Annotated in this window: 21 protein-coding genes, 1 tRNA gene and 8 pseudogenes; 17 read left to right on the top strand and 13 right to left on the bottom strand. The window is 69.0% G+C overall.

The genetic code is table 11. From position 1 onward, the window contains the following. Positions 1–181 precede the first annotated feature (181 nt). The 3 genes and pseudogenes from ACTWP9_RS21630 to ACTWP9_RS21640 all read left to right on the top strand — a co-directional run. A tRNA-OTHER gene (locus ACTWP9_RS21630) sits at positions 182–300 on the top strand. A gap of 289 nt (positions 301–589) precedes the next feature. Next, entirely contained in the window at positions 590–1,174 is a 585-nt protein-coding gene (locus ACTWP9_RS21635) for a TIGR03086 family metal-binding protein (protein ID WP_443247869.1), read from the top strand. Positions 1,175–1,358: 184 nt separating this feature from the next. Further along, positions 1,359–1,604, top strand: a pseudogene (locus ACTWP9_RS21640) (UTRA domain-containing protein); the annotation flags it as partial. Positions 1,605–1,846: 242 nt separating this feature from the next. Here the strand turns inward: ACTWP9_RS21640 and ACTWP9_RS21645 are convergent. Further along, a complete protein-coding gene (locus ACTWP9_RS21645; protein WP_443247909.1) occupies positions 1,847–2,641 on the bottom strand; it encodes a hypothetical protein in 795 nt (264 codons plus the stop codon). A gap of 243 nt (positions 2,642–2,884) precedes the next feature. Between ACTWP9_RS21645 and ACTWP9_RS21650 the strand changes: the two genes are divergently transcribed. From ACTWP9_RS21650 to ACTWP9_RS21665, 4 genes and pseudogenes are all read left to right on the top strand, one after another. Beyond that, positions 2,885–3,526: a gamma carbonic anhydrase family protein gene (locus ACTWP9_RS21650; RefSeq protein WP_443247870.1), complete on the top strand. Its 642-nt coding sequence runs from the start codon at positions 2,885–2,887 to the stop codon at positions 3,524–3,526. An 85-nt stretch (positions 3,527–3,611) separates the two neighbouring features. Then, positions 3,612–4,055: pseudogene (locus tag ACTWP9_RS21655) on the top strand (helix-turn-helix domain-containing protein); the annotation flags it as partial. Positions 4,056–4,413: 358 nt separating this feature from the next. Next, positions 4,414–4,968, top strand: a complete 555-nt coding sequence (locus tag ACTWP9_RS21660) for a hypothetical protein (RefSeq protein WP_443247871.1) — start codon at positions 4,414–4,416, stop codon at positions 4,966–4,968. 136 nt (positions 4,969–5,104) lie between these two features. Continuing rightward, positions 5,105–5,284 (top strand): annotated as a pseudogene (locus ACTWP9_RS21665) (IS701 family transposase); the annotation flags it as partial. 247 nt (positions 5,285–5,531) lie between these two features. Here the strand turns inward: ACTWP9_RS21665 and ACTWP9_RS21670 are convergent. Continuing rightward, entirely contained in the window at positions 5,532–5,963 is a 432-nt protein-coding gene (locus ACTWP9_RS21670) for a DUF6086 family protein (protein WP_443247872.1), read from the bottom strand. Positions 5,964–6,453: 490 nt separating this feature from the next. Between ACTWP9_RS21670 and ACTWP9_RS21675 the strand changes: the two genes are divergently transcribed. The 5 genes and pseudogenes from ACTWP9_RS21675 to ACTWP9_RS21695 all read left to right on the top strand — a co-directional run bounded on the left by ACTWP9_RS21675 (position 6,454) and on the right by ACTWP9_RS21695 (position 9,907). After that, positions 6,454–7,362: a protein-L-isoaspartate O-methyltransferase gene (locus ACTWP9_RS21675; RefSeq protein ID WP_443247873.1), complete on the top strand. Its 909-nt coding sequence runs from the start codon at positions 6,454–6,456 to the stop codon at positions 7,360–7,362. Between the two features lie 524 nt (positions 7,363–7,886). Further along, positions 7,887–8,648 carry a BPL-N domain-containing protein gene (locus ACTWP9_RS21680; RefSeq protein WP_443247874.1) on the top strand — a complete coding sequence of 254 codons (762 nt, stop codon included), beginning with the start codon at positions 7,887–7,889 and terminating at the stop codon, positions 8,646–8,648. A gap of 213 nt (positions 8,649–8,861) precedes the next feature. Then, positions 8,862–9,105, top strand: a pseudogene (locus tag ACTWP9_RS21685) (hypothetical protein). After that, positions 9,077–9,415, top strand: a pseudogene (locus ACTWP9_RS21690) (DUF6879 family protein); the annotation flags it as partial. The pseudogenes ACTWP9_RS21685 and ACTWP9_RS21690, both read left to right, overlap by 29 nt. Positions 9,416–9,739: 324 nt before the next feature. Continuing rightward, positions 9,740–9,907, top strand: coding sequence for a zinc-binding dehydrogenase (locus ACTWP9_RS21695; protein ID WP_443247875.1), 168 nt, complete (start codon positions 9,740–9,742; stop codon positions 9,905–9,907). Positions 9,908–9,960: 53 nt separating this feature from the next. Here the strand turns inward: ACTWP9_RS21695 and ACTWP9_RS21700 are convergent. The 7 genes and pseudogenes from ACTWP9_RS21700 to ACTWP9_RS21730 all read right to left on the bottom strand — a co-directional run. Continuing rightward, positions 9,961–10,210: pseudogene (locus ACTWP9_RS21700) on the bottom strand (transposase); the annotation flags it as partial. Positions 10,211–10,300: 90 nt separating this feature from the next. Next, positions 10,301–11,161 (bottom strand): STM4011 family radical SAM protein, encoded by an 861-nt coding sequence (locus ACTWP9_RS21705; protein WP_443247876.1) that lies wholly within the window; start codon positions 11,159–11,161, stop codon positions 10,301–10,303. A gap of 10 nt (positions 11,162–11,171) precedes the next feature. Further along, positions 11,172–12,530 carry an STM4012 family radical SAM protein gene (locus ACTWP9_RS21710; RefSeq protein WP_443247877.1) on the bottom strand — a complete coding sequence of 453 codons (1,359 nt, stop codon included), beginning with the start codon at positions 12,528–12,530 and terminating at the stop codon, positions 11,172–11,174. Continuing rightward, positions 12,527–13,330 carry an STM4013/SEN3800 family hydrolase gene (locus ACTWP9_RS21715; protein ID WP_443247905.1) on the bottom strand — a complete coding sequence of 268 codons (804 nt, stop codon included), beginning with the start codon at positions 13,328–13,330 and terminating at the stop codon, positions 12,527–12,529. The genes ACTWP9_RS21710 and ACTWP9_RS21715 overlap by 4 nt, the downstream gene beginning before the upstream one ends. Before the next feature lie 14 nt (positions 13,331–13,344). Next, a complete protein-coding gene (locus ACTWP9_RS21720) occupies positions 13,345–14,490 on the bottom strand; it encodes an STM4014 family protein (RefSeq protein ID WP_443247878.1) in 1,146 nt (381 codons plus the stop codon). Beyond that, entirely contained in the window at positions 14,471–15,454 is a 984-nt protein-coding gene (locus ACTWP9_RS21725; protein WP_443247879.1) for an STM4015 family protein, read from the bottom strand. The genes ACTWP9_RS21720 and ACTWP9_RS21725 overlap by 20 nt, the downstream gene beginning before the upstream one ends. 7 nt (positions 15,455–15,461) lie before the next feature. Next, positions 15,462–16,415 (bottom strand): STM4015 family protein, encoded by a 954-nt coding sequence (locus ACTWP9_RS21730; protein ID WP_443247880.1) that lies wholly within the window; start codon positions 16,413–16,415, stop codon positions 15,462–15,464. Between the two features lie 176 nt (positions 16,416–16,591). Between ACTWP9_RS21730 and ACTWP9_RS21735 the strand changes: the two genes are divergently transcribed. Next, positions 16,592–16,918 carry a hypothetical protein gene (locus ACTWP9_RS21735; protein ID WP_443247881.1) on the top strand — a complete coding sequence of 109 codons (327 nt, stop codon included), beginning with the start codon at positions 16,592–16,594 and terminating at the stop codon, positions 16,916–16,918. Between the two features lie 20 nt (positions 16,919–16,938). Beyond that, complete coding sequence (locus ACTWP9_RS21740; RefSeq protein ID WP_443247882.1) at positions 16,939–17,985, top strand: DUF6745 domain-containing protein; 1,047 nt, start codon at positions 16,939–16,941, stop codon at positions 17,983–17,985. A gap of 259 nt (positions 17,986–18,244) precedes the next feature. On the opposite strand, the gene ACTWP9_RS21745 is transcribed toward ACTWP9_RS21740, so the two are convergent. Further along, entirely contained in the window at positions 18,245–19,204 is a 960-nt protein-coding gene (locus tag ACTWP9_RS21745; RefSeq protein WP_443247883.1) for an asparaginase, read from the bottom strand. A gap of 223 nt (positions 19,205–19,427) precedes the next feature. Between ACTWP9_RS21745 and ACTWP9_RS21750 the strand changes: the two genes are divergently transcribed. The 3 genes from ACTWP9_RS21750 to ACTWP9_RS21760 all read left to right on the top strand — a co-directional run bounded on the left by ACTWP9_RS21750 (position 19,428) and on the right by ACTWP9_RS21760 (position 23,028). Next, the gene (locus tag ACTWP9_RS21750) at positions 19,428–20,093 is read left to right on the top strand and encodes a GntR family transcriptional regulator (RefSeq protein ID WP_443247884.1); all 666 of its coding nucleotides are present in this window, start codon (positions 19,428–19,430) and stop codon (positions 20,091–20,093) included. Between the two features lie 126 nt (positions 20,094–20,219). Continuing rightward, positions 20,220–21,725, top strand: coding sequence for a Na+/H+ antiporter NhaC (gene nhaC / locus ACTWP9_RS21755; protein ID WP_443247885.1), 1,506 nt, complete (start codon positions 20,220–20,222; stop codon positions 21,723–21,725). Between the two features lie 202 nt (positions 21,726–21,927). Next, on the top strand, positions 21,928–23,028 hold the full coding sequence (locus tag ACTWP9_RS21760) for an isoaspartyl peptidase/L-asparaginase family protein (protein WP_443247886.1): 1,101 nt from the start codon (positions 21,928–21,930) through the stop codon (positions 23,026–23,028). Positions 23,029–23,039: 11 nt separating this feature from the next. Here the strand turns inward: ACTWP9_RS21760 and ACTWP9_RS21765 are convergent. From ACTWP9_RS21765 to ACTWP9_RS21775, 3 genes and pseudogenes are all read right to left on the bottom strand, one after another. Beyond that, positions 23,040–23,168 (bottom strand): annotated as a pseudogene (locus tag ACTWP9_RS21765) (IS5/IS1182 family transposase); the annotation flags it as partial. 195 nt (positions 23,169–23,363) lie between these two features. Continuing rightward, a complete protein-coding gene (locus tag ACTWP9_RS21770; RefSeq protein ID WP_443247906.1) occupies positions 23,364–24,722 on the bottom strand; it encodes an MFS transporter in 1,359 nt (452 codons plus the stop codon). A gap of 432 nt (positions 24,723–25,154) precedes the next feature. Beyond that, a pseudogene (locus ACTWP9_RS21775) lies at positions 25,155–25,397 on the bottom strand (DUF6207 family protein); the annotation flags it as partial. Positions 25,398–25,705 lie beyond the last annotated feature (308 nt).

A 25,705-nucleotide genomic window follows, 5' to 3' on the forward strand; every position in this document is an offset into this window, starting at 1 on the left:
CCGCGGTGACCACGCGGGCAGCAGGGATTGGTTCGAGAGGTGGTGTGGGTCCCGGATCAAATTCTGTGCGGAGTAGCGGGAGGGTGCCCACTCGTGGCTCGCTCACGGAAAAGAGCTCGCCCTCTGCGGGGGGCTTTCCTACGCTGACTCGGAGCGGGACTGCGCAGTTCCCGCAGGTTGCGGAGCCGTGGCAGAGCGGCCCATTGCGATCGGCGTGAGGGAGGCCCCTCTCACGCCGACTGAGGGGGAACGGGCGGGCCTGCCCTTCCCCGTCCGCGGGTTCGAATCCCGCCGGCTCCGCAGCCGATCCGGCAACCACACCACAGAAGTTGAGCCAGAGCCCAATCGGTCCTGGCGCGAATTCCGTGAAGGGCAATCACGGGACTCTCGTGTGTGTGGCGATGGGTGGGCGTCGGGATGCGGCGACGATCAGGACCCGCCTTCTGAGGAGCGGGAGGTGAGGCTGGTTGAACATCTGCCTCTTGATCGCGTTGGCACCTGCGGTAGACGGTGGGTATACGGACCACTTGCAGGGACCACTCACTAAGAGTTGTCCGGCCTGTCAGTGGGTCCTTGTAGCCTCCCGATCATGACAACTGAACTGGACCATGACCCGCGTCCGACCTTCGCCAGGGCACTTGATCAAGCCGGGAAGCAGGTCGCCGCGGTAAGTCCCGATGAGCTGACCAGCCGCACTCCCTGTGCCGATTACGACGTTCGCGCGCTGCTCGGGCACGTAGTCTCCGTGCTGCACAAGCTCGCCCGTGTCGGCACCGGAGGCGATGCGCGCGATGTCCCCGATGTGATCGACGGCATAGCCGATGACGGTTGGGCAAGCGCATTTACCCGGGCCCGTAGCGAGGTCGAGCGGGTGTGGGCCGATGACGAGAAGCTCGACCGAATGGTCGAGCTACCGTGGGCCACGCTGCCCGGCCGGGATGTTCTCGATGCCTACACCCACGAGTTCACGGCTCATTCCTGGGACCTCGCACATGCCACCCGGCGGCTCGCCGAACTCGACCTCGACCTTGCCGAGCAGGCATTCGAGGCATTCTCAAAGTTTGCGCCGCCAGAGGCCCGCAGCGAACAGGGCCCGTTCAGCCCGATCGTACCGGTGCCCGACGACGCCGACGCCTACACCCGGCTGGCCGCCTACCTGGGGCGCCGACCATAGTCGGCAGCGCGTAGCGCGACCTTGGGTCGGCAGAGCCATCGGCCATCGGCAGTGCCTCTTTACGGGCCGGCGTGTCAGACGAGGGTGTCCCGGACCCGCAGCGGCCGTAGCCAGTGGGGCCGAGTTGGGCTGGCTCGTCTTCGATGTGGACGTCGATGGAGCCGAAGAAGTTGGCGTTCTTGCTGTGTGCGGGCGGAGATGCGGGCCAGTAGCGCGTGGCACGCGCCTGGCGGAACGAGACACGGGCCCTGGGGGCATCCATGACCGCCTGGAGGAGATGGGACATCGCCCCAGTGAGTGGGAGGAGAGCGTCTCCGCACGCGTGCCTTCACCAGAGGAGGCAGAAGCGTTGCACCTGCCAGCAGACGTGGGCGTCCCGCTGTTGCGGGTTGTGCGGGTGGCTACCTCGCCTGACGGGCAGTTGGTTGAGGCCAATGACACTGACACCCGCATGTCCGCGGAAAAGTTCGAGATCGGCTATCGCATCAAGCGCAGCGAGAGTGCCCCAGTTCCACTGGAAGAGGGAGGGGTGCCGAGGCCACTGCAGGCTCCCGAGTCGTTCCGACAGCTGCCGAGCACCCGGGTCGAGCTGGTGTTGGCGCACCGTCTCGGCCCCACTGCTACCGCCCAGGTGAGACGACTGGGCGATGGGTCCAGCTTTTCAGGGGGCCTTTATCGGCTGCTGCCTTCCTGGAGTGCCTTCCAGCCCTCGTCTGAGAACTTCCGGGTTCCGAGGTCTGCGGGGTCTGGGATTTGCGACTGGTCGATTTTCTTGTTTGGCTGCCCCATCTTCCAGTCTCCCGCTGTCCAGATCGGCTCGGACGGCAACGCCATCAACTGGGTTTTGGTTTCCTCGCCTTCGCCTGCCGTTGTGGTGATGCGGGTCAGGACGTAGACGCGTACCCGGTCTGCGCTGAGTGGCTTCCACTGCACCCCGACGGGGACGCCGCTCAGGTTGGCGCCTTCCGGCAGAGGTCCTTTGGTCGGCACGCCGGCCATCTGACGCGTCGCTTTTGCGGCGTAGGCAACCACCGCCGCCTTGTTCTCCTGGGAATTGGGCTCCTCTTCGGCCTCGGGGTCCGCGTAGGTCTCCATCCCCCGGCGGAGCTCATCTTCATCCAGGGTCCAGCCCGCCCGGTTGTTCGCCACTGCCATAGCCACAGCGCCCCTGTCAGTGTGGGGGAAGCCGATGGGCAGACCGTTCTTGGCGGCCTTGCCCTCAGGCAGTTTCACCCAGGAATCAGGGTCGTGGAACGTGCCGTCGCCCTCCGAGTCACTCGGCGCCTGTGATGGCTGCACGGGGCCGTGGGAGGGCCCCGCGTCGTCGTCCTTCCTGGCGTCAGAATCGCTTCCGCCACCGGCCAGGACGCCCACCAAGACGCCCACGAGCAGAAGAATGACGCCCACCAGGGCCAGGACCAGCAGCCGTACACGACTTCGGGACATCTGATTGAGATCCAGGGACAACAGACACCTCTTCGTCCGATGTGAGTGGTTGAGAGACAGGAAGCAGCACTGCGCGTAATCATTCTGATGCGCCGGGCTTTACAGCGTCCCGGCGGGGCCGGGATGCAGCGTTCCGTCGCCCTACGTGCCGTATCAGGCAACGTTCGCCCTGTAGTGCCTCAGATCGCGGAGGGCACATGTCTCGGCGAACGCGACGTCTGAAATCCGCCAGCATGCTCGCGGCTGTCAGCCGAGAATCCGCTCATGATCGCTGAAGCGCAGGGAATTCGCATCCGGCACCGCGGGCATGAACCGCAGGTCCATCCCACCGCCTACGTCGCCCCGACGGCCACGCTCGTCGGCGATGTCCGCGTGGGGCCGAGGGCGCGGGTGATGTACGGTGCGGTGCTCGATGCCGAGGGGTCTCGGATCGAGGTCGGGGAGGCGGCGGTGATCTGCGAGAACGCGGTGTTGCGCGGGTCTGCGGTCGCCGGCGATCAGCCGGTGCTTGTCGACGACCACGTCTTCGTGGGGCCGCATACAACGCTGCTGGGCTGCGAGGTCGGCAGGTGCGTCTATGTGGCGACCGCGGCGACGGTCCTGCAGTGCGCGCGGCTGGGGGCCGGCTCGGTTGTCGCTGTCGGTGCGCTCGTCCATGCGCGCACCGTTCTGCCGGACGAGTACTTCGTGCCGCCGCACACCGTGGCACTTGACGCGCCGGTGCGGCTGCTGGCCCCTGGCGATCCGGGCCTGGCCGAGGCCATCGGGCAGGTGGGCTTCGCGCAGGTGGCGTTCGGCGTCGACGCGGAGTGGACCGACCGGATCAGCCGGTACGAGCACATCGCGGAGGTGCGCGTCGCCGAGTTCGGCACCCACGCGGACGATGAGGTTGTGAATCTCGGCTAGCGCCGCATCAGCGACCCTTGTGCTGTGGTGAGGTGACGCGCCGTCCGGATTCCACTCCGGCGCACGCGTCCGGCAAGCTGCGCCGGTGGCAGAGCGAGTGCGCGTCCGTGAGATCGATGACGACGAGGGCAGGCGGCTGCTGCGGATCATCCGTAGGGGCACCGGGTCGGTGGTGACCTGGCGCCGGGCGCAGATTGTGCTGTTGTCCGCGCAGCGCATGCCCGTGGCGGAGATCGCCGAGGCGACGTTCACCAGCGCGGACCGGGTCCGAGACGTGATCCACAACTTCAACGCTGACGGCTTCGAGTCGCTCTATCCGAAGTACGCGGGCGGGCGGCCGAGGACCTTCACCCTGCCCGAGCGCAAGGAGATCAAGAAGATCGTCAAGTCCAAGCCGGCCGAGCACGGCCTGCCGTTCTCGACCTGGAGCCTGGCCAAGCTGGCCGACTTCCTGGTCGCCGAGGGGGTGGTCGACGACTTCAGCCACGAGGGCCTGCGGGTCCTGCTCCGCGAGGAGGGTGTCTCGTTTCATGCACGTCCCCCATTGGTCGTTCAAATGGCCACGACCCCCCCCGCGTTCGAAGCCTTCATGAGCACCCTGGAACGGTTGATGCATCAGCCAAGTAGTCCTCCCGAATCGGCCGCGTTACAGACAGACGTCGAGTACTGATCCGAAGCGGTTTGGGTTCTGGGTCGCCGGTGAGCGTTCTCCAGCCTTAGTTCGAGCAGGTCAGGTGCGGCGCCGCCCGGGGCCAGGTACTGGGGGACTTCTCGAAAACCTCCTCGTACCCCAGCCGTAGTGCGTGATCTTGTGGACGGGGCTGGGATCAGGCGACCGGATCGATATCGGATCGCGCGAGGTGGTCGCCCGCTGACACGCTGCCCCCATGGATCAGGCAGAAGTACTGCTCATCGGAGGACGAGCTGGTGTCGGCAAGACGACGGTGGGATGGGAGGTTTCGGCGCTACTGCGCTCCGAGGCGGTCGCTCACGCGATCATCGACGGTGACTTCATGGGGCAGGTGCATCCGGCTCCAGAGGGGGACCCTCACCGTGCGGAGATCACCGAGAGCAACCTGACTGCCGTGTGGGCGAACTTCGCCCAGCGCGGCTACCGGCGCCTGATCTATACGAACACCAGGAGTGTGCTGCCGGAGGCGACGGGCATGTTTGAGCGTGCCATGGGGGCCGGAGTGGGGATCATACGAGTTCTGCTCACCGCCTCTGATGCCACGGCCCGCGAGCGGCTGGTGGGGCGAGAACTCGGCTCAGAGCTGGAGCAGGAGTTGGAAGGAAGTGTCCGCAAGGCCCGGCTCCTGGACCAGCGGGCTCCCGCGGAGACCGTGCGAGTGGCGACGGACGGACGGCTCGTCGTTGACATCGCGCGGGAGGTAGTGGCCGCCACCGGTTGGGCCGGGCCTCACTCCGCCCGCAGGTCATGATCGTGTTGGCGGGCCTGGGCGGCCGGGAACCGGCACGGCCACCGGTGATCATCAGTGTGTGAAGACAGAAGATCAGTCGGTGGCCGCAGGTCACAGCATAGATGTTGCCGGTTGGCAGGGCGTGTTCGAGTCCCTGATGGGCCGCATCGCGTCGCGGTTCGCGCGGGTGGAACCGCGGTTCCGGGCACGGGAGTTCGTCCTCGGTCTGCTGTCGGACCTGCCGCGCAAGAACTGCTGGACGCTCGCCGAACATGCCGGAAACGCGACCCCGGACGGCTTGCAGCCTCTGCTGTCCAAGTCCAGGTGGGATGCCGATACGCAGCTGAGACCGAAGCCCTCGCGGGCCGTTCGCCCCGCCGCGCAGGGGACTGACGGGGCCCGGACCGGCGACCGCTGCTGGTGGGTGGTGGTGCTCAGATCACCAGGTCCATCGGAGCAGAGCTGACCTCATTCCTCTATGTGCTGCGAGTTGGCTTCCAGCAGCTCGAGCCTGACTATGAGACGCCTGCGACGCCAGGCACCGCTTCAGCCCGCAAAGTTCGTCCTGCAGAAGGCACGGTTGCCTACCGAGCCATGCAACGACTCAACTCGCGGGCCTTGGCTCGCACGGCGATCGTCCATTCCTCCTCTCCAAATGGTGAAAGGGCTGGGAGGTGGACGTCTGTGTGCACTCCCCGGATGACGGGGCCGGTGCTCCTCCTCCAGCGCACGTCAATGCGTGCGCGCTCGGCGAGGACCAGCACCGTGGCGATGAACCCGTCCGCGAGAGCCCCCATGACCCCATGGCTCGTCCTGTGACGCCACGCCAGCAGCGCGTCGACGAAGTCCTTCAAAACTGCGGGGTCGACTTGGCACTCGTCGGATTGCATCGGCCCGATGCCGCACGGGACGCCCAGCTCGGCTTCGAAGACGGCTGCCTGCCGCAGGAACAGCCGGGCGGCGCCGTTGGACGGATTCCACAGGGTTTCGTCACCCAGGTCGACATACTGGCTCACTGCTACATCTTCCCGCTGGCCATGGAACGGCAGTCCACTGTCCCGTCCTCCGCGTACCGCTTTGCGGCCCGGGCGGCAGGGCCGTGCGCGACGATGGTTGGTCACCGTATGCGGCGAGGGGAGCAGCAACGGGTGATCACCGGAAGCCGGACCCCGATCCGGGGCAGGGCAAGCCCCCGCCGGGCAACGCGGACGGCGAGGTCCCCAAGCCGCCACCCAGCGGCGGCCAACACAAAACGGACTGACCGCCGGTGCCCCACCTCGACCAGCAGCGTGCCCGCCTGGCACAGGAGATGGAACACGAAGGCTTGTGGCCGGAGCGCTCCCCGTGGATCCGGCAGGCCGTCGAGGCACTGCCGCGCCACGAGTTCGCCCCGCCGCGACTGTGGGCCTGGGACGGGCACGCTTACCAGTCCGTCGACCGCGACCAGGACGAGCAGGGGGGGCCGCACAGGTCTACGGCGGACCCTATGACCCGGCCATTGCCCAGGTGACCGGCGGCGTCGCCTCCTCCAGCCTCTCGTGCTGCTCTGTCGTCGTCGACATGCTCGACTCGTTGAAGCTGGAGGAAGGGCACACCGTTCTCGAACTGGGAACCGCCACCGGCTGGAACGCCGCACTGCTCGCCTCCCGGGCCGGGTCAGGCCGGGTCACCAGCATCGAGATGGATCCCGAACTTGCCGTCGGCGCCCGCAAGAACCTGTCCGCGGCGGGCGCAGGCGTGGCCGTCGAGGTCGCCGATGGCGGGGCCCCCTGGGCATGGGTGGAGCAGACACGCCCCGGCGGGCGCATCGTCACCCCTTGGGGGCGGCTCGGGCACGTGGCGCTCACCGTCGCCGAGGACGGCACCTCCGCACAGGGCTGGATCCAGGGGCTGGCGATGTTCATGCCCAGCCGCACCGCCCCGCCACCCATCACCTTCGTACGTGTCCGCGCCGACCGTCCGCCGCAGCACCAGCGCACCCTGGAGCGGGACACCCAGGCCCTGCGCGATGACGCCCATCTGCTTTTCGCCCTGCGTGTAGCGCTGCCCGACGTGCGGATCACCCCTACCAGCGCCGAAGGTACGGCGGTCCTGCAACTCCACGACGAGGACGCTTCCTGGGCCACCCTGGCGTCGTCCGCAGAGGGCGCTCTCGCCTGGCAGGGCGGCCCCCGGCGTCTGGTGGACGAAGTCGAGACCGCGTGGGACCGGTGGATCGCCCACGGTAGCCCTGAGCTGTACGACTACGGCATGACCGTCACGGACGAAGGACGGCAGCAGTACGTGTGGGCCTTCGATGCCCATGCAGGCCCGCGATGGCCGCTAATGTCCGGACGGGGGAGGGCCGACGGTATCCAGCGCCCAGGAGCTGGCGCAAAAACTGCCTACCCGTTGGGAGCTGCTATCAGTTTGTGATCGATGGTGCTCGGTTCAGGCGCGCGACGGGCGGGAGGCGCGACCGGTGGCGCACAAGGGGTTTCCGCCAGAGCCGTACCGGTGGGTGAGGCGCTGGCAGGAAGTGCAGAACCCCACCTGCATGACTCGGCACCCCAAGCGAGCGGCCGCAGTCGCACGGTCCTCGACGAGCGGAGGCCCCGGACGTGCCCTGAGCGATACCGGAACGCGGTGGGGTGCGGGTGACTGTCCGGAGTGCTGCGCTGCGGCGGAAGGTGGAACTGCTCCGTGGGCCACTTCGGCTGCGGCCCTGCCGGTGGAGGTGGGCGTGCGGCCGGCTTGCGGACGACGGGGCGTAGACAGCGCGATGCTCGCAAGGCGACGTGCCGAGCCAATCTCATGGGGGAGCGCGAGAAACAGGGCTGGATGGACCTGTGAATTCTGAGCCTCTTGTTGCGGCTCCTCATGTGTGCTCCCCCCTGGTTTGGCCGTGTGTGCACAACCGGCCGTTTGACAACCGGGCCACTCGCGGTCAGGTTCTCGGCATGGACCGACGCCGGCTGCTTTCGCTCGCCCTCCCGACGGTTGCCTTGACGGCCGTTCAGGCCGCGTGCGGTCATCAGCGCCCTCACGAGCGGCCACGCGCCCTCGTCTACCGGGGCCCGGCGGCTTGTGAGGGCTGCCCGGAGGCGGTGGCCGCGCTGCTGCGCACGGCGCGGTCACGGCCGCGCGTGCAGTACTGCGGTCCCGGCGAAGACGTGCCGCTCACGGCGACGGCACTGGCAGAGGCAGATGTCTACGCCCAACCGGGAGGTGGTGACGACCTGCAGGCCGCCTGGCAGGATCTGCGCACCTTCGCCGGCCCGCTCCGTCACTGGGTGCGCGGTGGAGGCCGCTACCTCGGCTTCTGCATGGGTGGCTACCTGGCCGGCCGCAGTCCCGGCTTCGGTCTGCTGCCTGGTGACACCGACGCGTACATCGCCTCCCAAGGTGCCTCGGTACACACATCGGCCGACACAGTCGTCCCCGTCCGGTGGCGTGGCCGACGGCGGCACATGTACTTCCAGGACGGACCGTACTTCCGGCTGGCCGACGATGCCGCAGCTTCGGTGATCGCCACGTACGACAACGGCCTGCCGGCCGCGCTCCTTGCGCCCTTCGGAGAGGGACAGGTCGCCGTCGTCGGGCCGCACCCGGAAGCCGACGCCACCTGGTACGCCGACCAGGAGCTGACCAACCCGGACGGAATCCGGTTCGACCTGGGCCATGACTTGGTGGATTCGGCCATGGCCGATGCCCCTTCCTGACCGGTCACCGAGCCCGGCCCGGCGGCCAGACCGGTCACCATACGACCGCGCCGCCGCGCTCAGGAAGCGAGTGTGCGGCGAACGACGTGCGGCAGGATGCCGCCGTGGCGCAGGTAGGCCAACTCATGACCTGAGCAGGCCCTCGCGCCCGATCCCGGTCTTGAGTGATTGCACCGTGTCCAGGTGCTCGTGCCGTGCAGGAAGTTCGTGGGAATGGATCCGAACACCGGTGGCGAGGGGGCGCCGGCGGTGTGGGTGGATGAGGAGAGCGCCGACCTGGTCCTGCAGGGCGAGGAGGCGGAAGTGTTCTTGAAGGAACTGATCGGCAGCACCCAGTGGGTGGCCGGGCACGCGACCGGAATCCCCACCCACGAGACGGTCATCCGGATCCCGGCCCGCATGGTGCCGATCGTGGAGGGAGGCATGCGATGTCGCTGAACGATCGGCCCGTCGCTGACCTGCTCGCCGCCACCCGGCACAGCGCCGTGCACCTGGGGATGCGCGACCAGTACGCCGTCGGCGACGAGGCCAACGACTTCGCCGCTTTACTGCATACCGGCCATGTGAACACCGACCCGACGAAGTCGCTCTGGCCCCAGTGGCTGCCACTCGTCCAGGACGCAGTCGCCCGCGGCGTGGTGATGCGCCGCGCCCGGATCGTCTCCGAGCCGGTGACTGACTACATCCGCTACGAGCACGCCATCACGGTGCTCAACCTCCAGGCGAGCGGCAGTCGCTGGCCCCGCTCCGCAGCCGGGGACACGCCGGAGACGGAAAGCTGATCCGAATCAGGGTGGCCGTTTGGCGAACAGCCCTGCCGTTCAGCGGGTTTCCGGGTAACGGGCGTGTCGCCTTCGCAGCCGCGTCACGATGCCCATCACACCGATTCGCCGGCAGGAGGGACAGAGATGTTCGCAACGGGGAGGCGTAACAAGTGCGAGACCAACTCCTCGGGGGCCGCTACCGGTTGGTGCGGCAGTTCGGCGAGGGCGGAATGGGACAGGTATGGGAGGGGCGGGACGAGACGCTGGGCCGGTCCGTCGCGGTCAAGTTGATCTCCCTGCTCGCAGGTGGCGGAAGCCGCGGCGACGATGCACGCACCAGGTTCCTGCGCGAGGCTCGCCCACCTCGCCAAGCTCGTCGACACCGATGAGCTGCGGCTGCGAATCGCCGGCCGCTTCCCGCTCGACGACATCCGCACCGCCCACGAGAGCTTCGAAGCCGGCGGCCTCCTCGGCAAGGCCCTCATCACCTTCTGAGGTGCATCGCGTGCTTCGCCGACGGATCTGGAACCGGCCGCGTTCATCCGAACGCGGCCGGGGACGCAGGCCCTGGCAGAGGCTTTTGGGTTCTCCCGCTGTTCGGTCAGGAACAGTGGGCGGCGGTGACCAGTTTGACGTGGCGGTGCCAGCCGGTGAATGAGCGGCCTTCGAAGTGGTCCAGTCCCAGGGCGGTCTTCAACTGGCGGCAGTCATGCTCGATGCGCCAGCGGGCTTTCGCGAGGTGGACGAGGTCCTTGGCGGGGTGTCAGGGGGCAGGTTGGAGATCCAGTACTTCACCGGTTTCGCCTCGACCGAACACGCGCTTTCTGATGTGGCGATCAGGCCCCTCCTTTCGTATGCAGCGCGGCGCCGGCTGGATCTGTGCCGGCATCACGTGCTGAATCGGGGGCGTGCGGCGGGGATCCGTTCCAGGACCCCGCCCGCGAACGTGTCGTACAGCGGCAGCGTCTCCAGGTGGACGTAGCCGATGTGACAGTCGCAGACGGCCTGCGGGCAGGCGCGGGGACGTAGTGCCCGCCGGTACGAGCCGTCGTAGAGGTTGCCCAGCTTCGACCGGACGAAGTGGCAGCGGCGGACCGTGCCTTCGCCATCCACCGATATGACGGACTCGCCTGTCCGGCAGGGCAGGCCCGCGCTGCGGTGCGGGTGGCGGCTGTACGGGAAAAGCGGGTCGAGGGCAGTCCACTGACCGGCCTCACAGTCGGTGTACGTACGGCCCTCGGCGGCGTTGATCCACAGGTATACGTGGGCGGGCAGATCGGCGCGCAGGCGGCGCGCGTGCTCAAGGTGCTCGGGAAGGCCGACGATGCCGACGCTGTGGCGGACGCCGCGCGCTGCCAGGTCGTGGCACTTGACCAGAAAGCGGTCGTACGGTGTCTGGCCGGGGTGGAAGGTGCACCACAGGGCGAGGGTGTCCGGGTCGGCGGCGTCCAGCCAGTTCGTACGGCAGCTGAGATTGGTCTGGATCGCCACCCGGCGGATGTGCGGAAGCCGGCTCAGTTCCGCCAGCGTACGCCGGTACCAGGAGCGTACGAGGCCCTCGCCCCACGGGGTGAACAGCAGTGAGAGCCGGTCGTTCCGCTGAGCGGCCGTCCAGCGGGCGAAGCGCTCCAGTGCGGCGCGGTCCGCGGCGAGTTGGGCGCGGCTGTCCCTGCGCTTGGCGAAGGGACAGTACGGGCAGTCGTAGTCGCAGGATGCCAGCGGGCCGCGGTAGAGGATCGTCAGGTCCATGCGGGCTCCGTCACTTCCGTTCGTACGCGGCCATACGCTTCCGCACGGCGGCGGAGAACAATTCGGGGCCCAGCGCGTCGGATCGGGCCAGGCCCTCGGGGGAGAGCCGCAGCAGCTCCGGACCGGCGGAGCCGTCCAGCCAGCCCCGGTCGCCGAACCGGTCCAGCTCGGCGGGGAAGTCGTCGCCGGGCGCGGTACCGAAGCGTGCCCGGTAGTCCGCGACGGGCATGCCCTCGGCCTGCAGCAACGACTGCAGCAAATGGCGGCGCCGGGCCTCATTCGCGTCCATCTCATAGCCGAAGTCGGCGTGGTGGAAGTCCTCGGCCGTGCGGGCGGTGTAGTCGTCAATGATCCCGCGTATGCGGTGCATGTCCACGGCGTAGTCGAAGGAATAGTGCAGCGCGGAGGTGTACGAGCGGGCACCGCAGCCGAGGCCGACCATGCCGTCGCTCTGGCACGCGTAGTCCTCCCCGCCTGTGGTGGGAGCACCCGCGCGGCGGAACATGCGCATCGACACCTGCTCGTAGCCCCGCGCGAGCAGGTGGTCGCGGCCGTATCGGTACAGCCGCAACCGCTGCTCGTCCCACTCGGCGTCGTAGGAGTCCGGGCCGCGACGCCGGCCGAGACCGGTGAGCGGGCGGACGTAGAGGGGGTAGAGATACAGCTCCTCGGGCCGCCAGGCGAGGGCGGCGTCGAGGGAATGACGCCAGGACTCCTCGGTCTGGCCCTCGATGCCGTAGATCAGGTCGATGTTGAGGACGGGGATGCCGGCGTCGCGGATCCTGGTGAGGGCCGCCTCGACGTCAGCGCGGCGCTGGGGGCGCACGGCCATGCGTGCCTCGGCGTCGACGAAGGTCTGCACGCCCAGGCTCAGCCGGGTCGTGCCGCGGGCGGCCAGCACGCCGAGCCGGTCGGCGGTCACCGTAGCGGGCGATGCCTCCACCGACAGCGGGATCGCCGTCAGCGCGGCTCCCAGGCCCCCCTCTGCGAGATCGCACAGCCGCTCAAGTTCGGCGGCTTCCAGAAACGTCGGAGTGCCACCGCCGAAGGCCGCGTTGGCGAACCGTGCCTGGTCGCCGAGGGCCTCGCGCACCGCGGCCGCCTGGCGCTCCAGCGCGTCCAGGTAGGCCGTGGTCAGGCCGTCCGGCACCCCGATCCGGGTGAAGAGATTGCAGAAGCCGCAGCGCACCTCGCAGAACGGGAGGTGCACGTAGAGCGAGAGCGCGTCCTTCGGCTCGTCCGCCCACAGCGCCCGCAAGGATGCGTGCTCCCGGAGCAGTGGGCGGTACGCGGTCTTGTGCGGATACGCGTAGACGTAGTGCTGGTACGGGCGGACGGCGGACGGAACCGCCGCTTCGGTCGTGGTCATCGGGCCTCGCGGAGGAAGAAGTGGGCGTAGGGCACGGTCCAGACGACGTCATGGCCGATGCGGTGGCCGCGGTAGCCGTCCTCGCCGTACGCGGTGCCGTGGTCGGAGCAGACGATGGCGAAGCACGGACGGCTGCCGGCGGCTGCCAGGAGCCGCCCTATGTGCCGGTCCACGTACTCCAGTGCCGCGGCGTGGGTGGCCCGCGAGTCGACCGCCTCGCGGGTGGCACCGGGCAGATGGAACCAGTTGGGCTGGTGCAGGGCCGACACGTTGACGAAGAGGAACAGGCGCTGCTCCTGCGGGAGTCCGGCGACGATCTTCTCGGCGCAGGCCACCTGCGCCTCGAAGGAGGTGGGGGAGGACACCCCGAACTCCGGCTCCCAACGGCTCTCCTGGAACATCGCGGGGAGGACGGAGCCCAGCGGCCCCCGCTTGTTGAAGAAGCCCACGCCGCCGACGCAGACGGTCCGGTAGCCGACGGCGGCCAACCCCGACACCAGGTCGGGCGTGTCGTAGACGAAGGTGCCGCTCTCGGTGGTCTCGCTGCCCGCGAAGCGGGCGGCGAAGAGCCGTGGGTGCGAACCCGGCGCGGCTGGTGTCGGCAGGAAGCCCGCGAACATCGCCTGGTGGGAAGCGTAGGTGAAGCTGCCGGGGGCGTGCCGGCGCTCCCAGACGCCGCCGGGCAGTTGCCGGGCAAGGTTCGGGATGCGGCCGGCCGCTGCCAGCTCCTGGGCCACGTCGTAGCGAAGCGTGTCGAGCGTGACCAGCAGGAGGTCGTGGCTGCCCACGACTTCGTTCATGTCAAGCGGTGATGTCAAGCCGGCTGCTCCTCACGTTCCGCGCGCCGTTCGGTGGCCTGTGCGGCGGCAACTTGTGCGGCGTAGGTGTCCAGGCCCTCAGCGCCGCTGCCGGGCAGGCCGGTCAGGCGAGGCAGAAGATCCCCGAAGGCGTTCACCTCGCAGACGGCGAAGCGGCGCCACCCGGTGACCGGCAGGACGTCCACGCCTACGCACAGCGTGCCCGGGAAGCATGCGGCCGCCCGCTCCGCCGTATCCAGCGCGTCGTCGAAGCTGCCGCCCGCGGCCCGGGCCGCTTCGCGTGCCGTGCCCAGATCGCCGCGGGCGCCGCCGAGGTGCAGATTCGTCATGGGGTGCCGACTGGTCCGTACGACGGCATGCGTGGCACGTCCGGCGACCACGACCACACGCAGATCGGCGGCCCGGCCGCCCTGGGATGCCTTGGGCAGCCACCGCTCGACGTGGATCCCGTCCGGAACCAGCGCGTTGACGAGGGCGGCGACCTCGGGCTCCGAGGTGTAGTGCCGCACCCGCAGGGAGTTGAACAGGCGGCCGTCGGGAGCGGTCTCCACGGAGGTCGTCGCCCTGATACGGCCGGGGCCCGCCACCGAGAGCGCTACGACACCGGAGGCCGACGAACCGTGTGCGGGCTTCACGAACGCCCGGGAGACGCGGGCGGCCCTGAGCTGCTCCCTGAGCTCGTCCCAGCCGCCGACCGGACCCGTCAGGGCCGGGGGCACCGGGACGCCGGCGGCCGTGAGCCGGGAATGGCAGCGCCGCTTGTCGAACATCACCGCGACCTCCTCCGGGTCGGCGGACGGCACCGCGCCCGCACGGTGCGCCGCGCCTGTCACGTCCCGGACCGCGGCGGTGAAACGCCGGTGCCACAGAGCGGTTCCCTCCACCCGGGCGGGATCGTCGGCGCCGCGCAGCAGCCGGTCGACCTCGGCGTTCTCGCCGGGGGAGTCGATCCGTACGAACTCGCCCGGCCTGAAGGCGTACCGCCCGCGCAGCACATCGCGCCACGCGAGCACGCGTGGTGCCGTGTGGCCCGCCGCGCGGACGGCATCGGCGAACATCGTCGTCCGCCGGTTCTCGGGATTGCCGACGACGGCGAAGCGAAGGCCCCGGCTGGGGTCGGGGCTACTCGGAGACGGCGACATAGCGCCACTCCTCGTCCCCCCAGGAGTCCGGAGTCTGGTCGTCCGACAGGTCCACCTCGGTCCCGGCGGAGCCGAAGGCCGTACGAACCCGGTCGGCCACGGCCTCGCTCAGGAAGTGGTGGCGCAGATCCAGCCGTTGGAGATGCGTCAGCGGCTGGCCGCGTAGCAGGGCCTCCGCACCGGTGTCGGTGAGGGTGCCCATGGACAGGCTCAGCGATTCGAGCTGCGCGACGACCGGAGCCGAGGCGACCGCCGCCGCTATCTCGTCCTGCAACTCGCTGTTCTGCAGACCGAGATGGCGCAGCGCCGGGAAGCGTCCTTGGGCCAGGAGCGGTGCGAGGTCGGCGACCGTCGCGTCACCGCCGTACTCCTGCACCCCGAGCCACACCTCCAGGTGCTCAAGAGCGGGCAGTTCGCACGCGCCGACCGCCCGCACCACGTGCCCGGGGAGGCCGCCCGACTCGAACCGCAGCACCCGCAGCGCGTCGTGGCGCACCGGGCCCAGCGACAGGGGCTCCTCGCCGAGCCCCTGTGAGTCACCGCCACGGACTCCGAACTCCTCCAGCAGCGGGAAGGCCTCCAGAACGGGGGTGACGTCGGTGAGCTGCAGCCAGGAGATCTCGCACTCCTCGCCGGTGACATCGGCGAGGAACAGGGCTCGCAGCGCGGGGAAACGCTCCGCGTCCGCAAGGATCAGTTCCAGGGCCGGACGCAGGCCGGTGTACTCGTCTTCCCACCAGGGCCCGATGATCAGGGCCCGTACATCCTCGCTCGGCACGCGATCCGTGAAGCTCCGCCACAGCTCGGCGAACGGCGTTTCCCAGCAGCAGTCCAGCCGCCAGGCCACGTCGCCTGCGGCGGGAAGATCCTCCTCACCGGGTTCGGGAAGATCCTCCTCATCGGGCTCGGGCAGGTCGAAGACGGGCAGCCCATGAAGGGTCTTGAGGTGATCCGCATGCATCACGACGGCCTCATTCCGCGACGGCGGTGTAGCGGAAGACCTCGCCGTCGTCCTCGTCCTCGTCACCGGGCTCGGACAGATCGATCTCGACGCCCGACGGCTCCAGAGCCGCTCGAACCCGCTGTGCCACCGGCTCGGAGACGAAGTTGTGATGGAGGTCCAGCCAGGTCAGGTGGGTGAGCGGCTGACCGCCGAGCAGCGCCGCCACGCCCTCGTCGGTGAGCACACCGAGGGACAGGTCGAGCGACTTGAGCTGGGCGACGACGGGAGCTCCGGCCACGGCGGCGGCGATCTCATCCTGGATTTCGCTGTTGCGCAGGCCGAGGTGGCGCAGTGCCGGGAAGCGTCCTTGGGCCAGGAGCGGTGCGAGGTCGGCAACCGTCGCGTCGCCGCCGTACTCCTGCACCCCGAGCCACATTTCGAGGTACTCCAGCGCGGGGAGCTCGCTGGCCCCGACACCGCGCACGACCTCGCCGGGCAGGCCGCCGGCTTCGAAGCAGAGCGTGCGCAGGTGCTTGTGCCGGACTGCCGGGAAGCGCAGCCCGGTGCCGCCGCGGATCCCGAACTCCTCCAGCAGCGGATAGGCATCGAGGACCGGCGTGACATCGGACTGCTCGATCCAGGAGATCTCCGCCTCCTCCATCACCAGGTCGCCGATGAAGACGGCCTGAAGCGCCGTCAGCCGGTCGCGGGCGTCCACGAGGCGCTCCACGATGCCGCTGGAGTCGTTGTCATAGGGCTCGCCCCACTGACCCACGATGATCGCGCGGACCCCGGCGGGGTCCACCGAGTCCAGAAAGCGGTCCCACAGGACGCCGAACGTCTCCCCCGAGGCGTTCCCGTGGACATCCGCGACCAGCCGCCAGGCCACGGAACCCGCGTCCGGCAGATCCTCTGGTGTGCCGGGTTCGCGGAAGTCGAAGGCCGGAAGGCCGTGCAGTTCCTGCAGATGTTCGACGGACATGTCGCTGGTCTCCTGGGGCGGACGGACACGGTGAGTTACTCGCGAAGAGTTCTACCAAGCCGCTCTGACAACGCCCTTGGCGGCCTGTCCGGAGCCTGGCCGAGGCCGTTGTCAGACCCCCGGCCTAGCGTCGTTGACATCGTTCGGCAAGGCGCCGGCGGTGAAGGGAGACACGCATGTACCGGCAGGGGGATGTCCTGATCGTGCCCATGGCGGAGGCGGCGGTGCCGCCGGGCACGGACCGGCTGCCGCCGCAGCCGCGGGACGCGCGGGGGAGACTCGTGCTGGCACTCGGCGAGGTCACCGGACACGCCCACGCCGTGGTCGGGCCGGGGACCTTGTTCCGGGAGGCAGGGCCGTTCGGCGTCTCCTATCTCCATCTCCCGGACGGCGGACGGGTGGTGCACGAGGAGCACGCGGCAATACCGCTGCCGAAGGGCTGGTACCGAGTGGTGCGGCAGCGTGAGTACGTGCCCGGCGCGGTGCGCGTCGTGGCGGACTGAGACAGCGGGGGGACGCAGCGATGACGACGCCAATGGAAACCGCACAGGCGGACACGACGGTGATGTGGCGCGAGGTGGCGGCGGCGACCGGCCCGGCGGACCGCGCGGCTGCTGAGGACGGCGTGCGCCTGGCCTACCGGCTGGCGGGCCTGCCCGAGCCGGAGCGCATCGTCTGGGCGGGCTCGCCCCGCGAGGGCGCGGCACTGGCCGTACGGCTCACGGCGGAGGGCGAGGTCGGCCGCAGCGTCCGCGACGAGGTGCGTACCCGGCCGTGGGCCACCGCGCGGGCGCGGGTCTCCGACCGCCTCGGGCCGGTCGGCTGGGCCGAGCGCTGGGCGCTGACAGGCGCTCAGCTATGGGACGCCGCGATCATGCTGACCGAACGGATACGGACCGGCGTGGTCGAGGCCGCATCGACCGGCGTGTCCGGGTCCGAGCAGGCTGTCCAGCTCGTGCTGCTCGACGCGGTCCTGGGGCAGCACGACGCTGCCTGGCTGGCAGCTTTCGACGGCCAGGACGGTGCGGAGGCGCTCGACGGGGTCGCCGCGGTCGCCCGCGCCGCAGGCTGGTGGTGGCCGTACGAGAAGACTGCGGTCGTCACCGAACGCCCCGTAGAGCTGCACCGGGACGAGGCGGGTCGACTCGACCGCGGGGACGGCCCGGCGCTCGCCTTCCCCGACGGATTCGCGCTGCACGCCTGGCGCGGCATGCCGGTCCCCGCAGACTTCCTTGACGGCCTCGCCGAACTGACTCCGCAGCGGATACGAGAGGAGAAGAACGCCGAGCTGCGCCGCGTGATGCTGGAGCACTACGGCTACGACCGCTATCTGGAGGAGTCCGGGGCCGACCCCGTGCATCGGGACGAGGCCGGTGTGCTGTGGCGGATCGAACTGGAGGAGGACGAGCCGGTTGTGATGGTCGAAGTGGTCAACTCCACCCCGGAGCCCGACGGCAGACACCGCACGTACTGGCTGCGAGTGCCGCCGCGGATCCGAACTGCCCGGGAGGGCGTCGCCTGGACCTTCGGCCTGGCGGAAGCCGACTACACACCGGAGAGGGAGACCTGAGCCGACTCCGGCGTGCCGGCGTCGATGAGGCGCCATTGCCCTGGGTGCTCCGGGTGTGCATGGCGGGACTGCGACAGCCCTGTCCGTGGTTCTCACGTGTCCGCGGTGTTCCCTTGTGAACCACTGTGGTCGACGACGCCGCAGTGCTTGGGCCACCGCCGTGAGCACGAGGCGCTCACGGCAGTCTGGCCGGGGCGTCTGTCTGGGCAAGGCGGGCCGGCCCGCCTTGCCCAAAGCGACAGCTGGCGAAGGGCCACGACTACCTGTGCAGAATCCGCGCAGCGCGTATCGCGCCGACCGGCTTGCCGTGTCCGAGTACGGGGGCGGTGGCGAGTTCGGTGAGGGTTTCGTCGGTGTCTGTGTCAATGCCGAGCCGCCGTAGTGCGGCGATCATGACGACGGGGCGGGCCCGGGTGGAGCCGTCGGCGATCTTCAGGGAGATCGACGAGCCGTCGGGGAGTGCCATCGCGTAGACGCCTTCCGCGCCCTCCTTGGCGACCGATCCGGGAAGTGCGCCCATGAGCCGGGTCACGTCCCGGCCGGTTCCGCCGACGTATTCGGCGTGGGTGTTCATCGCGAGGGCGATGCGCCGTTCCGGCGATCCGGGTCGGCCCGTCGCCAGCTTGGCGAACGCCCGGGCCAGGCCCGGGTAGCCGATGGCGAACAGCGGCGCTCCGCAGCCGTCGACGCCGGTCGCGGTGGCCTTTTCGCCGGCCAGATCCTCGATCGTTTCGCGCAGCGCGCGCTGCAGCGGGTGGTGCGGGTCCAGGTAGGTTGCCGTGTCCCAACCGTTGGCGACGCAGGTGGCAAGCATCGCGGCGTGTTTGCCGGAACAGTTCATCGTCAACGGGGTCGGCCCTCCTCCCTCGGCAAGGTAGGCATGGAGGGCGGCTTCGCCGATGGGCAGGGCAGCCGTGCACTGCAGTGCCCCGGTGTCGAGCCCGGCATCCTTGAGGATCCTGCGCACGCCGTCGAGGTGGAAGGCTTCGCCGGAGTGGCTTGCACAGGCCAGTGCCAGCAGCTCGCCGTCCAGTTGGAGTCCGGCGCGGAGCATGCCGAGCGCCTGAAGGGGCTTGTTGGCCGACCTGGGATACATGGGGCGGTCCGCCTCACCGATGCTCAGCACGGTCTGCCCGTCGGGCCCCGCAGCGTGGACCGTTCCGTGGTGCACCGATTCGAGGAAGTCTCCTCGCCAGACCTCCGCCACCACCACGTGCATAGCCCGCTCCTCCCTCTCCGGCCGTACCGACCGAGCAATCGAACTGTCAACAGTTATCACTTTGCCACCGCCCGCGTCGATGCCGCCGGGGGTATTGACAGACCTGCGATCCGCCCCGTCAACTGTCATCTGTCAACACTTTGCGGCTGCCGTCGTCGATGCGGGACCCCCTCGCGACCATGGCGATCACCACGGTCAGCCTTGTTTGGACGGGAGGCCACGTATGCCTGAGACTCTTGAGCGCGGCCTTGCCACCCAGCTCGTCGAGACGCTTCGCGAGCGCCTGCTCAGCGGCCAGATCGCCTCCGGTACCCGGATCAACGAGGCCGTGATCGCCCGGGAGCTGAGCATCAGCAGGGGGCCCCTGCGCGAGGCGATCCGGCAGCTCGTCAGCGAGGGCCTGCTGGTGCACCGCCCCAACAGGGGCGCTGTCGTGTTCGAGGCCCAGCCCGAGGAGGTCGAGGCGCTCTTCGAGTTGCGCTCAGCACTGGAGACCGCCGCCGCGCGCCTGGCCGCCGCACGGCGCGACCGCAAGGACATCACCGCGCTGCGGCGCGCCTGCGACCGGTCGAGGAAACACCTGGCCGCGGGCCGCGAGCTCGCGCACCGCATGGACCTCGACTTCCATCGCGCGCTGCTCGACGCGGCCCGCAGCCCCCGTATCACCGAGCAGGTGTGGCGCGTGCATCAGCAGATCATCGTGGTGCGCAGTCGGCACGATGTGGCCGTGTCGCACACCGACGCCTCACTCACCGACCACGACCAGATCGCGGAGGCCATCGCCGAGGGTCAGGCCGACCGTGCCGCCGAACTGATGGAACTGCACCTCGACCGGGTGCGGCTGCAGGTGATCACGAGCATGACGGGCACCGGCGCCTCCCGCGACTGACGACTCCCGTCCCGGCGCCGCTGCTTCCCTTCTTACCGCTCCCCCTTTCCTTTCCACGCCCTCGCTTCTTTCCCCATGCCCTCGCACCTGTCGTCGGCATAACTGACTCTGAGGAGCACCGTCCCCATGTCCGAAACACCCGCCGTCGACGTCGCCGAGGCGTCACCACGCCGCCGCCCGCGCCGCACGCCGACGTTGTTCCAGGCGGCCCTGCCCCTCGTGCTCATGCTGGCGATCGTCATCCCCGGCTCGATCTGGCTCAGACTCAACCCCGTCGTCCTGCTCATAGTCGCCGGCTCGTGCGCGGGGATCCTTGCCTGGCAATTGGGGGTGACGTGGGAGGAGATGCTCCACAGCATCCGCGAGAAGATCGACTCGGCGATGCCGGCACTGCTCATCCTCGTCGCCATCGGCATGCTCATCGGCACCTGGACACTCTGCGGCACCATTCCGATGATCGTGGAGTTCGGGCTGCGAGTCATCCAGCCGTCCTGGATCATCCTGGTGGCGTTCTTGATCACCATGGTGGTTTCCACCATGACCGGTACCTCATGGGGCTCGGCCGGCACGGTCGGTGTCGCTCTCATGGGCGTCGCCGCAGGGCTGGGGGCGTCCCTGCCCATGACCGCGGGGGCGATCGTGAGCGGCGCCTACTTCGGGGACAAGATGTCACCGCTGTCCGACACCACCAACCTCGCGCCTGCGGTGGCCGGCTCCACGCTCTTCGAGCACATCCGCCACCTCTTCTACACCACCCTCCCCGCGGCCGGAGTCTCGGCGGTCCTCTACTTCCTCCTCGGCCTGACCCAGCACGCCGACGCACACGCCGCCGCAAGGTCGGATGCCCTGCTGACCGCGCTCAAGCACGCCTTCGACTTCAACGTCCTACTCCTGCTGCCGCCCCTGATCGTGCTCGCGGGCGCGATGATGAAGAAGCCCCCGGTGCCGACGATCGTGCTCTCCTCGGTGATCGCGGCCGTCCTGGGCATGACCGTTCAGGGCTTCACGATTCACGACGTCAGTGACGCCGCGGCGACGGGCTTCGACGTGACGATGCTGGCCGGACACGGCATCGATCCCTCTCAGCTGCCCGATACCGCCGGTCTCCTGCTCAACCGCGGGGGGATGACCTCCATGGCGCAGACCATCCTCATCGGCCTGGCCGGCTTCGCGCTCGCCGGAATCCTCACCGAGGCGGGCTGCATCGACGTACTGATGCACCGCCTGCTGGGGCGAGTGCGACGCACTGGCGGCATCATCCTGGCCACCGCGATCTCCTCGATCGGTACGGCAATGGCCATGGGCGTGTCCTACCTGGCGATCCTGATCCCCGGCCAGGCGTTCAAGGATGTCTACCGAGAGCGCGGGCTCGCCGCCAAGAACCTCTCACGGACGCTGGAGGACTCCGGCACGGTGATCGTCCCGCTGGTGCCGTGGACCGAAGCGGCAATGTACATGTCGGCAACGCTAGGTGTGGCAACGGTCGCCTACGCACCGTACGCGTTCCTCAACTACCTGGGCGTGGTGTTCGCGATCATCTGCGGCTTCACCGGATTCGGTATCGCCCGGATCAAGACGCCGGACAACGCCGCACAACAGGCACCCAAGCCCACGTCTGACCAGCCCCGCTGACGGAACGCCGACTCCAGGACATCCTCCGGCTCCTGCCTAGAACCAGTCGGTACTGGCCGTGCCGTCCGTGGTGACGTCCACCGCGAGCTGTCCGAATCGGCTGGCTGCGGATGTCGGTGGAGCAGGTGAAAACAACGCTCTCAATGGAACAAGCTGGAGAGGGAACACGCACATGCGACCTGCAAAACTGATTCTTCCCGTCGTGGCAACAGCCGCGGCGGTGACCACGACGATCGCCGTCGCACAGGGCGGGGAGCCGAACTCCGCTGCCGAGAAGACCCTGCCCGCTGCCCAACACGCCAAGAAGAAGGCCGACGGAAAGCCGGAGCCGGATGCCAGGGGCGTCGTGCTCGCGGTGCACGGCGGCGCCGGAACGGCGCTGGACCGTGCCACGACCTCACCGAAGCTGGAGAAGGCGTACCGGAACGGACTGAGCAAGGCCCTGCGAGCGGGACAGAAAGTACTCAACCGGGGCGGCAGCAGCACCGATGCGGTACAGGCGGCAGTGGAGCGACTGGAGGACAATCCACTGTTCAACGCAGGAAAAGGCGCGGTATTCACGGCAGACGCCGGGCACGAACTCGACGCCTCCATCATGCGGGGCTCCGATCTCAAAGCAGGAGCCGTTGCCGGGGTGCGCAACGTACGCAATCCCATCCAGGCGGCCCGCCTGGTGATGGACAAGTCGAAGCACGTCATGCTGGCCGGGGAGGGGGCGGACGACTTCGCGGCGCAGCACGGGCTGCGGACCGTGACCCAGGATTACTACTTCACCAAGGCCCGGTGGGACGCCCTGATGAAGGAAAAGGCTGCCGAGGCGGGCGACACCAGCGCCTCCAAGTCCAAGGAACTGCGCGCCGACGAGCAGTCCAAGGGCACGGTCGGCGCCGTGGCGATCGACCATGACAAAGACCTGTCAGCCGCGACGTCCACCGGCGGGCTGACCAACAAACTGCCCGGCCGGGTGGGCGACTCACCGATCATCGGCGCCGGTACATACGCGAAGAACGGAGTCGCGGCAGCCAGCGCCACCGGTGCGGGCGAGGTATTCATCCGGGGCGCAGCGACGTCGACGATCTCCAACCTGATCGAATTCGGCAGGAAGGACATAGCCCACGCCGCGTACCAGGTGATCGTCAAGCGGCTGCCGCAACTCGGCGGGACCGGCGGGGTGATCGCGCTCGGACCCGATGGCGCCTTCGACGCCCCGCACAGCAGCCCTGGGATGCTCCACGGCTACCTCAAGAAAGACGGCACGATCGTGACCAGAATCTTCCCGGACGAGTCCCCCGCCAACTCCTGACCCGGGGCGCTGCGACGCCCCAACTGCTCGCTGGACTCGATGCCTTTGCGGGCGATACGGACGCCGATGCGTGTGCCGCACAGCCTTCTGCGCAGGTCGGGCCGGTCCTAGGCTTTGTCGGCATGCAGTCGCTGGGGCTTGGCGGCCGACTCGTCTTCCATGTCTTCGCCGCCCTCGCCGAGTTCCTCCGCGAGCTCATCGTCCAAGATTTCCTCGACCTGCGAAGACGCCGGAGTAGCCAGCTCATTTGCGGCTGGTGACACGGTTCTTACCGACACCAACAACTTGCCGAACGGCTTGGCTCCGGCAGCCGACAGTCAGCCACCATCCGAAGTTCATGGCTGAGGCGGGGATTCTGGAGCGTGAGCAGCGGGGGACTTCGGCCTGGTACTCGGTGAGCCGGGCGGGGCTGCGAAGGGTGCGGGAGACTCTTCGCTGAGGGCAGGCTCTTGGCTGATGGGAGACCCTTCACCGAGGGACAGGTCGGCTGTCTTCGGCTTCCCCACGGCGCAGGCCAGGGCTGCGAGCACAGTCACGCCGCCCGCGAGGGCGAAGCACGCCCCGAGCGGCAGCCGTGCCGCCAGCAGACCGGCCGTCGCGGTGCCGCCCGAAATTCCCGCGTTCACCGCCGTGTTGACCCAGGCGCCCGCTTGGGTGCGACGCTCCGGCGGTGCCACCTCGTCGGCCAGCAGATACGCCGTGGTGAGCGCCGGAGCCACAAAGAATCCCGCACACGCCACCGCCACGGTCAGCGCCCCCACGCCCGGCGCGAGCCCCGCGGCGGCCAGGGCGAGACCGAGGCCGACAGCCAGCAGCGGCAGTCGTCCCCGGGCCCCGGTGTGCCAGCAGATGGCACCGTTCAGGAGCCCGCCGACCGCGCTGCCCGCCGAGAGGGCCGCGAGCACCCAGGCGACCACGTCGTCACCGTGATGCCGCTCCGTCGCGAACGCGAGGACCAGCAGATCCATGGCGCCCAGTGCCAGTCCGACCCCGGCCGCCACCACGACCGGCGTCAGCAGTGCCCGCGCCCCCTGCAACCGCGCCTCGGAGCGTGCCGCCGCCTTGGCAACGGCAGTCGGCCGTACGTCCCGTACGGCTGGCGACATGACGAATGCGAAGGTCCCGACCCCCACGAGCAGCGCGCTCACTACGACCCCGGCCGCCGGAGGCGCGATCTGCACCAGCGCGCCGACCAGCAGCGGACCGGAGATGAGCAGCATCTCCTCCGCGACGCCGTCCAGGCTGAACGCGCGCTGCAACAGCAGCCGGTCATCGGTGAGTTCACGCCAGATGGCCCGCATCGAGGGGCCGAGCGGAGGCGTCGCGGCGCCCGCGGCTGCGGCGATGGCGCCCAGCAGAAAGGCGGGGGCGCCGGGCCGCCAGGAGGCCGCCGCGAGGGCGCCCAGGAGACCCGCGTAGAGCAGGGCCATCGGCAGGAGCGCGGGGCGTGGGCCGTGGCGGTCGACGAGGGCCGCCCGAACCGGGGACAGGAAGACACTGGTGGCGCCGAACAGCGCCATGATCGTGCCTGCGACGGCATACGAGCCGGTGGCCCGGGTCACCGCCAGCATCACCGAGAGGGCGAGCATCCCGTACGAGAGCCGCCCGAGCAGGGCGGCACCGAAGGTGCGTCGGGCGTACGGAAGGCGCAGTACGGCCGCGTACGAGGGCCGCCCTTGAGCAGGCGCAGACATCGGAAAATTCCTCGGTCGAGGCGGAAGCAGGGACGCCGAAATGCCGCGAGCACTGTGTGCGGGTCGCGGGCTGGGCGTGCCTATGCCAAGAGGAGGAACATGAGGCTCAACGTAGCAGCGGGCACCAGGGGAAGTCAGCAGCCCCGAGGGATCCCGGGAGCGGCACGCGCCGGCACTCGTGTGACGTAGCGGTTGAGTTGGCCCTTTGGCGCTTGAGTTGGCTCGGCTGAGCGTCACAGTCGGCCCCACCGACTGGCAGGCCAGCATGCGTTCGGCCCCGATGGCTTCGTTGTCTGCACTGCTGGGCGGAGGTTCTGGAGCGCCACTTCCCGCCCCGGCGTCCCCACCCCCACCACCAGCTCGTAGCCCCCACCACGGTGCCGCGTGGCGCCGTCGGGTGGGTAGGGCGGGCGCGGTGACGTCCTGGCGCAGGTCCAGGTAGCAGCGCAGCCGGACACCGGGCTGCGCTGGGTCACGCTTGATGCGGTCGGCGGTAGCGGTGGCCCACCGGGAGGCCAGTGCCTGCTGAAAGCGAATGCGGGCGGTCCACGCACCAACCGATGAATACCGGTGAGCGCACTGGTCTCCGCACCGCCCCAGACCAGTCAGATCGGCAGCTACGGTTTGAATATCAGGCCCTGCCGCACGCGGCGAATGTTTCGTGGCTTGTTCCATGCTTGACCGGCTGGATACAGGCGCTGGCCGGATACTGACGAGGCGTCATACGCAAAGGCCAGGATGGCCGGATCCGGTCGTTGCCCTTCGGGATTGGATCAGGTTGCGTGGGGAAGAAATGGAGGCGAGTCAACGCGGTTGGTCAGCAGAATTTCCCGTCGTATTGCTTTACTGTGCGCAGATTGAATTGCGCATGCGCCACATGCGCGAATTTGCTTGTATTCTCGGCGGCCCTGTGTACGCCGATGGCAGGCGGTCGGCGTCGATCAGCTGATTCTTAACTGCCAGGTCGGTGCACTCCCGCACAA

The organism is Streptomyces sp. 3N207, assembly GCF_052246355.1.
Classification (GTDB): domain Bacteria; phylum Actinomycetota; class Actinomycetes; order Streptomycetales; family Streptomycetaceae; genus Streptomyces.